This is a genomic window from Robiginitalea sp., from assembly GCF_982776155.1.
Map to the genome: position 1 here is coordinate 338,735 of NZ_CEXZKX010000003.1, position 14,112 is coordinate 352,846.

General features: G+C 55.2%; 7 protein-coding genes. 4 read left to right on the forward strand and 3 right to left on the reverse strand.

From position 1 onward, the window contains the following. The 3 genes from AC3DKS_RS07285 to AC3DKS_RS07295 form a co-directional block, all read right to left on the reverse strand. Entirely contained in the window at window positions 1–3,858 is a 3,858-nt protein-coding gene (locus tag AC3DKS_RS07285; RefSeq protein WP_474731572.1) for a beta strand repeat-containing protein, read from the reverse strand. 160 nt (window positions 3,859–4,018) lie between these two features. Continuing rightward, the gene (locus AC3DKS_RS07290) at window positions 4,019–5,164 is read right to left on the reverse strand and encodes a T9SS type B sorting domain-containing protein (RefSeq protein WP_041327317.1); all 1,146 of its coding nucleotides are present in this window, start codon (window positions 5,162–5,164) and stop codon (window positions 4,019–4,021) included. A gap of 1 nt (window position 5,165) precedes the next feature. Continuing rightward, on the reverse strand, window positions 5,166–9,095 hold the full coding sequence (locus AC3DKS_RS07295) for a beta strand repeat-containing protein (RefSeq protein ID WP_474731570.1): 3,930 nt from the start codon (window positions 9,093–9,095) through the stop codon (window positions 5,166–5,168). Window positions 9,096–9,412: 317 nt separating this feature from the next. On the opposite strand from AC3DKS_RS07295, the gene AC3DKS_RS07300 reads away from it, so the two are divergent. The 4 genes from AC3DKS_RS07300 to AC3DKS_RS07315 all read left to right on the forward strand — a co-directional run bounded on the left by AC3DKS_RS07300 (window position 9,413) and on the right by AC3DKS_RS07315 (window position 14,093). Further along, window positions 9,413–10,165, forward strand: coding sequence for a carboxypeptidase-like regulatory domain-containing protein (locus tag AC3DKS_RS07300; protein WP_272607485.1), 753 nt, complete (start codon window positions 9,413–9,415; stop codon window positions 10,163–10,165). A gap of 61 nt (window positions 10,166–10,226) precedes the next feature. After that, window positions 10,227–10,967 (forward strand): carboxypeptidase-like regulatory domain-containing protein, encoded by a 741-nt coding sequence (locus AC3DKS_RS07305; protein WP_238528079.1) that lies wholly within the window; start codon window positions 10,227–10,229, stop codon window positions 10,965–10,967. A 232-nt stretch (window positions 10,968–11,199) separates the two neighbouring features. Further along, window positions 11,200–11,721 (forward strand): DUF6702 family protein, encoded by a 522-nt coding sequence (locus AC3DKS_RS07310; protein WP_272607484.1) that lies wholly within the window; start codon window positions 11,200–11,202, stop codon window positions 11,719–11,721. Window positions 11,722–11,783: 62 nt separating this feature from the next. Next, entirely contained in the window at window positions 11,784–14,093 is a 2,310-nt protein-coding gene (locus tag AC3DKS_RS07315) for a M1 family metallopeptidase (protein WP_272607483.1), read from the forward strand. Window positions 14,094–14,112 lie beyond the last annotated feature (19 nt).

Genomic DNA, 14,112 nt, shown 5'->3' on the forward strand with positions numbered 1-14,112 from the left:
TTAACGATATGCCTGATAAAGGATGACAACGTCTTCTGCATAATTGTCCGTAATCAAACGGAAGCCGTCGGAATTCATTTGGGTAACACGAGCCCTGGTAAGCCCCAGCTTGTCACCATTCTGGTTGCTGTAACGCAGGCCAATACAGTGCGAGTTGGAGGCGAATCGGGAAATATCGTTGATTGAGTTACCACTTCCCCCAACGTAGATCACCTGCTGGTTCAAACCACTGCCGGTATCCTGAACAAAACCGTTCATGGTTCCGAATGCGTTACTGATGCCCGAGTCGTTGTTGCGCGTACCATTGTCAGAATCCAGATTAAAGTTCTCCACATTGGCATGAGCCGAAAAGCTGATGCTTGTGGGTTGGAAAGGGATGCCCGTTACATCCATCGTGCCGCTCGAAGTAATGCGAATGGCCCCCATCCAGACACGTGGCTGCATACTGGGAAGGTTTGTTGCAATTTCGTCCAGCGCCTCCTGAACATTGGAAGACCCAAGTCCTGACGTCGTATTGTCGTAGGGTACTTCTGTGGCGTTCTGATCATCGGTATTGTCCAGGTAAGTCGAAAGATCCACGGTACCTCCGTCCTCTAAAGTCAGCGTATTCCCGGAAAGGCTGAGCGCCTGGTCATCCGTGTTGTCCTGATAAGCGGATAGGTCCACGGTCTGGGTGCCCCCGTCTTCCAGGGTCAGGGTCAGGACGTTGCCGGAAATACTGAAGTCGGTGATTTGTTGGTCATCCGTGTTATCGAGGTAGGCGGAAAGATCAACGGTGCCTCCATTGTCCAACGTCAAAGTGTTACCTGAAAGCGAGATATTCTGACTGTCTGTGTTGTCAAGGTAAGGCGCAAGATCAACGGTGCCTCCGTCCTCCAGGGTCAGCGTATTCCCGGAAAGGCTGAGCGCCTGGTCATCGGTGTTGTCCTGGTAAGCCGAAAGGTCTACGGTCTGGGTGCCTCCATCTTCGAGGGTCAGGGTCAGGACGTTGCCTGAAATGCTGAAATCGGTGATTTGCTGATCGTCCGTGTTATCGAGGTAGGTGGAAAGGTCAACAGTGCCCCCATCTTCCAGAGTCAGCGTATTCCCGGAAAGGCTGAGCGCCTGGTCATCGGTATTGTCCTGGTAAGCGGAAAGGTCCACGGTCTGGGTGCCCCCGTCTTCGAGGGTCAGAGTCAGGACGTCTCCGGAAATACTGAAGTCTGTGATTTGCTGGTCATCCGTGTTGTCGAGGTAGGCAGTTAGGTCCACGGTACCTCCGTCCTCCAGGGTCAGCGTATTCCCGGAAAGGCTGAGCGCCTGGTCATCGGTGTTGTCCTGGTAAGCCGAAAGGTCTACGGTCTGGGTGCCTCCATCTTCGAGGGTCAGGGTCAGGACGTTGCCTGAAATGCTGAAATCGGTGATTTGCTGATCGTCCGTGTTATCGAGGTAGGCAGTTAGGTCTACGGTGCCTCCGTTATCGAGGGTCAATGTGTTGCCGGAAAGCGAAATGTTCTGGCTATCGGTGTTATCCAAGTAAGTCGAAAGGTCCACGGTCCCGCCATCTTCCAGGGTCAATGTGTTGCCGGAAAGGCTAAGCGCCTGGTCATCCGTGTTGTCCTGGTAAGCGGAAAGGTCTACGGTCTGAGTGCCCCCGTCTTCCAGGGTCAGGGTCAGGATATCTCCAGCCAGGCTGAAATCGATGATTTGCTGGTCGTCGGTGTTATCGAGGTAGGCAGTTAGGTCTACAGTCCCTCCGTTATCGAGGGTCAATGTGTTGCCCGAAAGCGAAATGTTCTGGCTATCGGTGTTATCCAAGTAAGTCGAAAGGTCAACAGTGCCCCCGTCCTCCAGGGTTAACGTATTCCCAGACAGGCTCAGGGCCTGGTCATCGGTGTTGTCCTGGTAAGCGGAAAGGTCCACAGTCTGGGTGCCCCCGTCTTCGAGGGTCAGGGTCAGGACGTTGCCTGAAATGCTGAAGTCTGTGATTTGTTGATCGTCGGTGTTGTCCAAGTAGGCAGTTAGGTCCACAGTCCCGCCATCTTCCAGGGTCAATGTGTTGCCGGACAGGCTCAACGCCTGGTCATCGGTGTTGTCCTGGTAAGCGGATAGGTCTACGGTCTGAGTGCCCCCGTCTTCCAGGGTCAGGGTCAGGATATCTCCAGCCAGGCTGAAATCGATGATTTGCTGGTCGTCGGTGTTATCGAGGTAGGCAGTTAGGTCTACAGTCCCTCCGTTATCGAGGGTCAATGTGTTGCCCGAAAGCGAAATGTTCTGGCTATCGGTGTTATCCAAGTAAGTCGAAAGGTCAACAGTGCCCCCGTCCTCCAGGGTTAACGTATTCCCAGACAGGCTCAGCGCCTGGTCATCGGTGTTGTCCTGGTAAGCCGAAAGGTCTACGGTCTGGGTGCCTCCATCTTCGAGGGTCAGGGTCAGGACGTTGCCTGAAATGCTGAAATCGGTGATTTGCTGGTCATCCGTGTTGTCGAGGTAGGCGGTAAGATCAACGGTGCCTCCATTGTCCAACGTCAAAGTGTTACCTGAAAGCGAGATATTCTGACTGTCTGTGTTGTCAAGGTAAGGCGTAAGATCTACGGTGCCTCCGTCCTCTAAAGTCAGCGTATTGCCGGACAGGGTAAGGGCCTGATCGTCGGTATTGTCCTGATAAGCGGAAAGGTCCACGGTCTGGGTGCCGCCATCTTCCAGGGTCAGAGTCAGGACGTCTCCGGAAATACTGAAGTCTGTGATTTGCTGATCGTCCGTGTTATCGAGGTAGGTGGAAAGGTCTACAGTCCCGCCATCTTCCAGGGTCAGCGTATTCCCGGAAAGGCTAAGCGCCTGGTCATCGGTATTGTCCTGGTAAGCGGAAAGGTCCACGGTCTGAGTGCCCCCGTCTTCGAGGGTCAGAGTCAGGACGTCTCCGGAAATACTGAAGTCTGTGATTTGTTGGTCGTCCGTGTTATCGAGGTAGGTGGAAAGGTCTACAGTCCCGCCATCTTCCAGGGTCAGCGTATTCCCAGAAAGGCTCAGAGCCTGGTCATCGGTGTTGTCCTGGTAGGCGGATAGGTCTACGGTCTGGCTGCCCCCGTCTTCCAAGGTCAGGGTCAGGACGTTGCCTGAAATGCTGAAATCGGTGATTTGCTGATCGTCCGTGTTATCGAGGTAGGTGGAAAGGTCCACGGTACCTCCGTCCTCCAGAGTCAGGGTATTCCCGGAAAGGCTCAGGGCCTGGTCGTCGGTATTGTCCTGGTAAGCGGAAAGGTCCACGGTTTGGCTGCCGCCGTCTTCCAGGGTCAGGGTCAGGACGTTGCCTGAAATGCTGAAATCGGTGATTTGCTGGTCATCCGTGTTGTCGAGGTAGGCAGTAAGGTCTACGGTGCCTCCGTTCTCCAGGGTTAGTGTGTTGCCGGAGAGGTTAAGTGCCTGGTCGTCTGATGCCGGGTCGCCGGGATCCCCTTTCGGACCGGGGATTCCCTGGTCGCCCTGGGGCCCCTCGGGTCCCTGTGGTCCAACGGGCCCGGCCTGGACATTCGAGGTAAAACTACGACCGTCCTCAAAGTATACTGTGAAAGTGCCGTCGTCATTATTTTCAAATCGGATATCAGTAGTGTCCCCACCGGATCCGGCAGGCTTCCATTTGGTGGAATCAAAATAATAGAGCGCTTTCTGATCGGTGTTATAGACAATTGCACCGTGCAGCGGTTTCATCGATTGCATTTGCAGGTCCGTCACCCTGGTAAGTACAAGTGCTTTATCCGATCCCTCGAGTTCCAGGACGGAATTCGGGTGGATTTGCTCCGGCCGATTCCCCACTTTTAATTGGGAGGAACCGACAAATGCCGAAAACAAGAATAGGATAAGTAGGTATTTTTTGCTCATGACGAGGTCCAATTCGGGTTTTGTGAACTAAAGTTATATCCGACCGGGCCCAGGTCATAAAGAATTGTTGTGAAGTAACGGCTAAGTGTTGTGAAGATGGCATATCGCTTCAAACACCTGAAAAATCAGGCGTTACAACGACATGCTGCTGATTCGAAACCTATCGGCGTAAGTACAAAAAACCCTGATATTCGGTTCCCAGGTCCAGGAGGCGGACCACGTAGAAGTACACGCCTTCCGGCAGGCCGGCATCACGGTCAAAAACCAGACCGTCCACATTGGAAATGCCGTTGAACTGGTCCGTGTAATTGTCCTGGGTAAAAACCAGCAGGCCCCGGCGGTCGTAGATTCGAAGTTGGTTGTTGGGGGAGTCGGCCAGCTCGTCGATTTGCAAGAAATCGTTGATGCCGTCATCGTTCGGGCTGACGTAGTAGTTGGGCAGGGAAGCCACCTCTTCGATTTCAGAGAGGCTGCCAAAGGTAATCACGTGGAAATCATCCGGGACAAAGGGTTCGGAAACCGCAAATCCGTTCATCAGGTCGCCCGCCACACTGGATGTGCCGAGGGAAATCCACCGACCCCCGGATTTATTCCATCCCAGGATAACAATCTGGCTTATGTCTGTGGCAATTCCGGCCATATTGCTTTGCGGATTCCAGCTGATGGTAACCGTCCCGGAAACCGCACCCTCCAAACGCCAGTATTCATTCTGGCCAACGGCCTCGATGGTCCGCGGCCGGAGGTCCGGGTTAAAAAATCCGTAAGGGGTGGTGACGGTAGGGTCCTCCCGGAAATAGGCACATCGGGCCACAGGTACCGTGCCGGATGCCTGGTAGGTGAGGGCCCGCAATTGGGAGGCATCGCCCACGGGGAATACAAAGGCGGGTTGCTGGACCCCCTGCACAAAGCCGTCCACCTTGGAGGCATCGGATTCCCCTACGGTAAAGCCATCCTGCAGGAGCCCGATATACTGGTCTGCCAGCGTCCGGTCTGTCCGGAAATCCCCCGAGATAAAGTTCAGGTTATTGGCGATAAAAATCGGCAGGTCCAGGTCCACGCCGGCATCATTGGCAATCTCCACGTCAAAAGCCCCCGGCGCGAACCCCCCGCTGACCCGCAGGGGGGTGGACCCGTAAAAGCCGAGCAGCCCCAGGTTCTGGTCAAAAGGCGCCTGGTTCACCAGGTTGGTGTGCAGCCCCAGTTGGGCCCCGCCGTGCAGCTGCATGTTCCCATAGTGCTGCAGGGCGGGCTGGGCCAAGAGGCCGCTGCCCATTAACAGGAGGCAATATGTGCAGATCAGGCGCATCCTATTCCTCGATTTGGTTAGACAGCAGGATCTCGATGCGCGCCATGCGCGCCTTGAGGTCCTCCAATTCTGTGGCAAGGGACGCATTCTCCTCCTTCAGGGACCGTATTTTGGCCTCCTGCTCGATGGTGTGCAAAAAGAGCTCTTCGATTTTTTCGAGGTTTTGTGTAGTGGCCTCATTGAGGATGATACCGCCTTGTTCAGCAACTTCCGCCGCTGAGGTTACACCCGGGAGGTGGTGGTTTTTCTCCACATATTCACGAACTGCATCCAGGCTGGGCATTTTGTAATCCGGCTTGAGTTCGGAAGCCCCGGTGAAATAGGATTGGAAGACGTAGTCGGGGAAAGGTGAACCGTTAATTGTTGTTACTACTAAGTTGCCATCAATTTGTGCATCACCGGCAACATGAAGAAGTGCATTTGGTGTATTTGTGCCAATTCCTAGTTCATTTGAAGTATCATCCCAAAATAAATTAAGATTATCTTCATTCAACCCAGTTCCATCAGAAAAGAAAACTGAGCCCGCAGTTCCGGATAATGGATTAATCCAAGCGACGGAAGTTCCAACTGTTGCTAGAAAATCTCCATTGATACCCGGTTCAATTTTTGCCGGAGTAACTGCTTCATTTTGAATTTTGATAGTAGTAACCGCGTCGCTTCCCAATTCAGATTCTCCTACGGAATCTGCACGGAGTTCAGAAGAATCAACTGAATCGGGTGCCAAGTCAGAAGCAGTGATCGAGTTGTCAGCTATGGCACCTAGTGCTCCTCCAATAATAGCTCCATCAGCTATTTTAGTCGATGTAACAGCGTTGTCAGCCAAACTAAGTTCATTTCCAACGGTCCCATCTCCATCAATTGTCGCATCTGTTCCTACGGCCCCAGCTGCCGGGGCAGCCCAAACCACATCCCCGCTCCCGTCGGTGGTAAGGACTTCGCCCGCCGCACCTTCTTCAATTTTTGCCGGTGTAACATTGTTATCGGCTATATCAGCTGTTTGAACCTGACCATCCTGAATGAGCCCAGTAGTAATGGCATTATTGGCTATGTCTTGCGTACTTACCTCCCCGTCAAGAATCCGGGCGGAATTAATCCCGTCATTTGCAACTCCTAATGGAGTGCCTGCCCCATCACCTGAAATCGTGGCGTCAGTAGAAACAGAACCTGCTGAAGCTGTAGCCCAAACCACCTGGCCGCCCCCGTCAATGCTTAATACGTCGCCAGGAGTTCCATTGCTTAATGCATTATCAACGATACCACCAAGAAGCTCCTGGCTTTGAGTTCGTGTAGCGCCGGCGACATCTAATTTAGACTGTGGTGCTGGTGTCCCGACACCTACATTTCCAATAGAAGTCACCGTAAAAACAGCATCTGCGATTGTGGGCAGCGCGCCAATGGTATTGGTTTGATTTTGCAAGATGTGGAAGTCCCCGCGACCGTTAAAAAGGCTCTGGTCGCGCTCGTATACAATGGCGCCTTTGGCTACGGCGGTATTTGTGCTAGTCCCAAAAAGGATGCCCACATTAGAGCCATCATTGCCGAATGTATTGTTGATGTGCAGCGGATAGGTCATGGCACTTGGGGGCAGGCGCTCGGAAATTTGCACCTTCGCAATATCTGCGTGGGAAGTAGCCTCCAATCCGATACCCAAACCTCCAAAACCAACTCGCAGGGCCGGATCCCAGAAGAAGTTCGGGGCATTCGTGACGGGCGCCCCGGAACCGTCCCCAAAAAAGATTCCGGTGGGCTCATCGCTGTGCGACAGGCCGGCCAGGGGCGTCCAGGCAACGGCGCCTCCGCTGCTTAACAGGACTTCGTCATCATTTCCCGCTAGCAATTTTGCCGGGGTCACGGCGTCATCTGCCAATTCGTTCGAGGTTATTCCCGCGGGCAGTACGGAGAGTGGGGTGGCATCCCCATCACCGGTGATGGTTGTTTCATCTGCGGTGACAGCCCCGCCGGTTGCCGCCGGGTCCGCCCAAACTGTAGTAGTTCCAACAGTGGTAAGAACCTGTCCGTCGGCCCCCGGGTTGATTTTTATTGCGGTAACGGCGGCATCGGCCAGATCTGGGGTCTGGACCTGGCCGTCTAGGATTTTGGCGGTAGTCACTGCGTCATCTGCCAGTTCATTGGCGCTTATGCCGCCGGCAACAACGGAAAGCGGGGTCACGTCCCCATCACCTTCAATCGTGGTTCCGTCAGTGGTAACACCACCTGCAGAAGGAGCGGACCAGACCGCAATCCCTCCAACCGTAGTCAATACTTCGCCGTCCACCCCGGGTGCGATTTTGGCGCCCGTAACCCCAGCATCGGCCAGTTGGGTTGTGCCCACCCCTCCGTCGGCTACCTTGAAGGGATCGCCTACAGTTCCCACGCCGGTGATGGTTACCTGGTCGGCTACCTCTACGGCACCGCCGCCCGCAACGGCATCCACATAGGCCTTCGTTGCGGCATCCTGTGCCAGGGTCGGGTCCGGGAGGTTTATGATCCCGGTACCTCCGGCATCATTCCCAAACGTCAGGACGCTGGTGAGATTTTGGGTTCCGCCGCCCCCGGCATCCAATTCATCTTTTAATTGTTGAATGGCAATCTGTACGTTATTGGCCCCGATAGTCAGGTAGGGGGTAAATCCTACCTCCCCGGCCGTTTGGTCATCGGTCCCCAGGTCTGCTACGGGAACCTGGAAGGTATTGCCCGCATCGGTGAGTTCCAGGTTGATACCGTTAATTTCGAATGCCTGCACTAATTCGTCGGTCGTGTTCCCGCCTCCTGCCGGGTCTGCCCATACGACATTACCACCCGTTGTCGTCAGTACTTGCCCGTTGGTGGCCGACGGGGCGATCTTGACCGGAGTGATCCCCTGGTCGGCAACTTCGAACTCGTTGCCCGCTGAACCGTCGCCGACAATGGTCACCTGGTCGGCCAGCTCGGTGGTCCCGCTTCCGGCGCTTACATTGTCCAATTCGTCCTTCAATTCCTGGATCGCTGCCTGCGTATTCGTGCTGTTGACAGTAAGGTAGGGCGTGAATGGCACCTCTGAAGCGTTCTGATCGTCTGTGTTGTCCAGGTACGGGGTCAGGTCCACTGTTGTCGCTCCCCCGGTAATGCCCAGGAGGTTGGCGTTGAAGGTCAGGTCCTGGAAGGCCCCGCCGAGTTGATTGTCCACATAGGTTTTAACCGCGTTTTGCGTCGGGTACAGGGTGTTGGAGGTCCCCAGGTTGATATCCGTCGATTTGTTGGATAGGTTTTCTTTGATGTTCAGCAACGTCGTATTCAAATCGATGGCATCCTGCAGGAACTGGTCGTCGTAGAAGACCCCGGAGTCGGTGCCCGGGAAGAGGTCGTTCCCGTCGTCGTCGCTGATAATGTCGCCGGATACCAGGTAGCCGGCATCGTTTGTAAAATCGGCCAGGGTCACCACGGAATAATCCATAACCCGGTCCGTCACCGTGTTGTCCTGCAGCTCTTCGGCGCCCACGGAGCCCGGCGCCAGTTTGTCCGAATTGATGGAATTGTCCTGGATGTCCTGGCTGCCGATGCTGAAGTCCAGGATGTTTTCGCTCCGGATTTCCCCCACTTCAAAGTTTACGATGTCCCCGTTTTCGGTAATGACGATGGTCGGGGCCGAATTCACAATGGCATCCGCGGTAAACTGGAGCCCCAGGGATTCGCAGATGTTGATCCAGGCCGCCCCGTCAAAATAATAGATGCAGCCGCCGTCCGTGTTGTAAACCACGGCCCCCTGTTGCGCATTGATCGCATTCATCTGCGCATCGGTTACGCGGGTAATCACCAGGGCCTTGTCCGTGCTTTCGAGTTCCAGCAGGGATCCCGGGTCGATGGTCTGGGGGTTGTCGCCAATTTTTACCTGGGCCGTCAGGCTCAGCCCGCCGAACAGGGCGGTTAGCAGCAGAATTCGTCGTTTGTTCATCGGTCGTCGTTTTTATGGGGTTGGGCGCTGCGGACATTGCAAATAGACCCAATCAAACAAAAATAATACTCTGGGGGTAATGCGCACAGAATTTAGCCGCAAGTGCCGGTTTTTGCGTTGAATGGGGTCGCTGCCCGCCCGGGTGCCCCAAGGTGCAGGTGCGGCCTGCACGGGGCAAGCAGGGAAACGGGGCCTGGGAGCCTGATTTCGGTTGCCTGAGCGCCCATATTCGTTGAGATTAACATAAGTTTATGCCTGCCGGGTTTTATTTTATTCCCTCATGCACTTTCTTTATCTTTATTTGAGACACACATTCCATGAAAAATACCTGCATATTGGCCTTCCTCCTGCTGGGGGTACTCCCCCTGGCCGCCCAGGACGACACAGACGATGACAGGGAGCTCCTCCGAGGCACCGTCCTGTACCGGAATACCCCGGTTCCCGGGGAGAACGTCCTGAATGCCGGGGCTGGCACCGCCACCACCACCGACGACAACGGGCAGTTTACCATCCCGGCCAAACTGGGGGATACGCTCTATTTCATCGCCCTGGCCTACCAGTTTAAGCAGGTGCCCGTGGACGAGGAAGTGATTCGGCGCAACCGCATGGTCGTGGAGGTCACCGAGAAGGTCACCGAGCTGGACGAGGTAACCGTCAGCCCGGAAGAGCAGCAGGAGTTTCTGCGACTGCGCAATGAGGACTTCAAGGGTTTCGACTACGATACGGACGAGACCACGGAGATCCAGAACACCGCCCTGGACCCGACGGTCCGCGGCATGGAATACGGGTTGAATTTTGTAAATATCTTCAAATTGCTAACCGGGGGGTTGAAAAGCCGGGGCGAAGAACAACCGGCTATACAGGCCAGCACGGTGATCCGGCAAATCTACGACGATGCCTTCTTTGTGAGAGACCTGGGGATCCCCCAGGCGCAGATCCCGGATTTCCTGGACTTTGTAGATGCCCAACTGCCTTCGCGCACGCTCCTTCGGCGGGATCGCGAATTTGAACTGATAGATTTCTTGGTAGACCAGAGTGAGACGTTCCGAAAGACCGTACTGCAGGACTAAAGACCCTTTTTCCCGTTACTTCGCAATTGGAATCCTTTTCCTGGGGGTTTTCCTGGCCGGCGTGTCTGCCCGTGGGCAATCGGAACTCCGCGGACGGGTCTATGAGGGGTCGGAAGGCATCGCGGATGTCCACGTGCTGAACCTCAGCCGGGAGAAGGCGGTGATCTCGGATTCCGGGGGGTACTTCCGGATCGATGCTGCCCCGGGCGACACACTGCTGTTTTCGGCCGTCCGATATAAACGAAAAACCCTGGAGGTGCGCGCCGATATGCTCACCGCCATCCGCCTGGAGGTGCCCATGGAACCCTTTGTCAACGAACTCGATGAGGTGGTGGTGCGCCCCTACGACCTGAGCGGGGACCTGGACGCGGACCTGGACCGTTTGCCGGAAGACCGCACGGTTACCGAATACAGCCTCGGGTTGCCCAATGCGTACCGGCGGCCCTGGACGCAGACCGAAAAAAAAATCCACGAGGCCACAACCGGGGGAGGCATTGTTCCCCTGAACCCGATCCTGAATTATTTTACCGGGCGGACCAAAAGGCTGAAAAAGCAACTCGCTTTTGAACGCCAATACCGGAAATCCCTGGAGATGCGTGCCCAGTTCCCGGACAGCGTGCTTACCCGGGAACTCGGGGTGCCCCTGGAGCGCCTGCCGGATTTTATGTATTTCTGCGAGGTAGACTCCCTTTTTGACCCCGTGGCGGATTCCGGCGACCGCCTGCGGGTATGGGCTTTTCTCAGGCGAAAAGGCGAAGAATACCGGAAATACAATAATTTAGACCCGCCTTCCCGGGAATGACCCCTGGCAGGGATAAGGCCTGGCACGGGTTTTGTTCCGGATAGGCCGGCCGGCCCTGCCGGCAGGGTGGCGGCCCCTCGAAAACGGATCTCGCAGAAAGTGTGTCTGTTTTCGCAGAAAGTGTAGCTGTAGCAAGTGTAGCTGTGGCCCGAACATGAAAAGTTATGGCCCGAACCTGAAAAGTTGTGGCCTGAACCTGAAAAGTTATGGCCTGAATCTGATAAATAACACCATGAAAATCAAATACTCCAAACTCCCGACAGTTGGATTCCTGATACTCGCCTTGCTGCTAACTTCCTTTACGGCGGCGCACAAGTTCTACGTAAGCGTCACCAATGTGGAGTATTCGGAATCGGACGAGTCCCTGCAGATCATCAGCCGGATTTTTATCGACGATTTGGACAACCTGCTCAAAACGCGGTACGATTTTGACGCCCGCCTGGCCACGGAAGACGAGCCGGAGGCTGCCGCCGGGTATATAGAACGCTATTTCAATTCCAAGTTCCGGGTGTTTGTAAACGGGGAGGAGCGGGCCTATACCTTCCTGGGGAAAAAGTACGACAAGGACCTGATCCTGTGTTTTATCGAGGTCACCGGGGTTCCCCGGGAAGACCTGGAATCCGTGGGGTTGCAGAACGAAATCCTCACGGATCTCTTCAACGAACAAAAGAACCTGGTCCACTTCAAGGTACTGGGCAAAAAGCGCAGTGTGGTGCTGATCCGGGAGAATAATAAAGGAATGTTAAACTTATAAGCTTTTGTAACGATTCGCGCCAAAAAAGTTATTTTTCGCGGATCAAAAATTTAGCGTAAACCATGATGAAAATCAAGTATGTATTATCCGCCGTGCTGTTTGTTTGCGGGGCCGTCGTTTTTGCCCAGCAGGAAGAGCAGTCAAAAGAGCGGGAGCCCGGCCATACCAACCAGAGCAAGTTCCGGCAACTCTACCAGGAATTCGCAACGCCGAACACGTATCGTTCGGCCTCCGGAGCCCCCGGCCCGGATTACTACCAGCAGCAGGCCGACTACAAAATGGACATCCGCCTGGATGATGAAAATGCCCGTATTTACGGGGAAGAAACGATTACCTACCACAACAATTCCCCGGACGAGCTCGAATACCTTTGGGTACAGCTGGACCAAAATGTCCGCGCCAAGGATTCCAAGTCGCCGTTGCGCAACGGGAACGGGGTACCCCTGGCTTACCGCACCGGCTCGTTTGCCGGCGAATACCTCGGGGAACCCTTTGATGGCGGCTTCAACATCGAATACGTACGGGACGCCTCCGGCAAGCCAATCCCCTATACCATCAACCAGACGATGATGCGGGTAAACATCCCCGAGCCGCTGGCGAGCGGGGAGCAGGTATCCTTTTCCATCAAGTGGTGGTACAACATCCCGGACCACACGGTGAACCGGGCGCGCTCCGGCTACGAATATTTCCCGGAAGACGGGAACCGGGCCTATGTGATTGCCCAGTTTTTCCCTCGGATGGCCGTTTACAGCGATGTGGAGGGCTGGCAGAACCACCAGTTCTGGGGAAGCGGCGAATTTGCGCTGCCCTTTGGGAATTACGAGGTGAATATTACGGTGCCCGCCGACCACGTCCTGGACGGAACCGGCGTACTGCAGAACCACAAGGAAGTCTTTTCCAAAGAAATGATGCGGCGCTATGAGCAGGCTAAAAAGAGCTATGACGAGCCCGTGATGATCGTTACCCAGGCCGAAGCCGAGGCGGCTGAAAAGGGCTTTTCCAAGGAGACCAAGACCTGGAAGCTGAAGGCCGAAAACGTACGGGACTTTGGTTTTGCCACTTCCCGGAAGTTTATCTGGGACATGATGGCTGTGAAAATCGGGAACAAAGACGTTATGGCGGTTTCCATGTATCCGAAAGAGGGGAACCCGCTTTGGGAGGAACTCTCCACCAAGGTAGTGGCGAGTACCCTTAAGAGCTACTCGGACCATACCTTCGACTACCCCTACCACAAGGCGATTTCAGTGCACGCCAAGAACCAGGGGATGGAGTACCCGATGATCTGCTGGAACTACGGGCGCCCGAACCCGGACGGCACCTATTCGGACCGCGTCAAATACGGGATGATCTCGGTGATCATCCACGAAGTGGGGCACAACTTTTTCCCGATGATCGTCAACTCGGACGAGCGGCAATGGGGCTGGATGGACGAAGGCCTCGACACCTTCATGCAATACCTGGCCGAGCAGGAGTTCGGCAAGGAATTCCCCCAGGTGATCGCCCCGAATGAAAAATACCCGTCGCGGCGGGGGGCGCCTGCGGCCATTGTGCCATACATGGCCGGCGACCAGAGCACCATCGCCCCGATCATGTCCAACCCGGAAAATGTCTACCAGCTGGGGCCGAACGCCTATGCCAAACCGGCCACGGCCCTGAATATCCTGCGGGAAACCGTCATGGGGCCGGAACTCTTCGACCACGCCTTCAAGACCTATGCCCAGCGCTGGAAATTCAAGCACCCGACCCCCGAGGACTTCTTCCGGACCATGGAAGACGCCTCGGCAGTAGACCTGGACTGGTTCTGGAGGTCCTGGTTCTACACCACCGATTATGTGGATATCGGGGTGAAGGGAGTTAAGAAATACTACGTCTCGGACAAACCCACCCAGCAGATGCGGGAATACATGGCCAACAACGGGGTCACCGAAGACCAATTGCCCCCGCTGGTATACCTGGCCGAGGAAGACAGCGAGGATTTTGACCCGGACCTCAAGGGGAAGAAACCTTCCGAGATCTCCCAGCCCCTGTCTGAATTCCTGATGGACAACATGACGCCCGAGCAACGCGCCCAGGTGGAGGAGCCGAAGTATTTCTACGAGGTGACCTTTGAGAAACCGGGTGGGATCCCCATGCCGCTGATCGTGGAATACACCTATGCGGATGGGTCTACGGAGCGCGTCACCTACCCTCCGGAGATCTGGAGGCGGAGCGATGCCGAAGTGAGCCGGGTGATTTCCTCCCAGCAGGAACTCGTGGGTATCGTGGTAGACCCGGATGCGGAAACCGCAGATATCGACACGGACAACAACAGCTGGCCCAAGGACCAGTCGCCGTCGGAATTTGAGCAATTCAAGGAAGAGATCAAAGGCTGATCCCCCGTTGGAATGTATA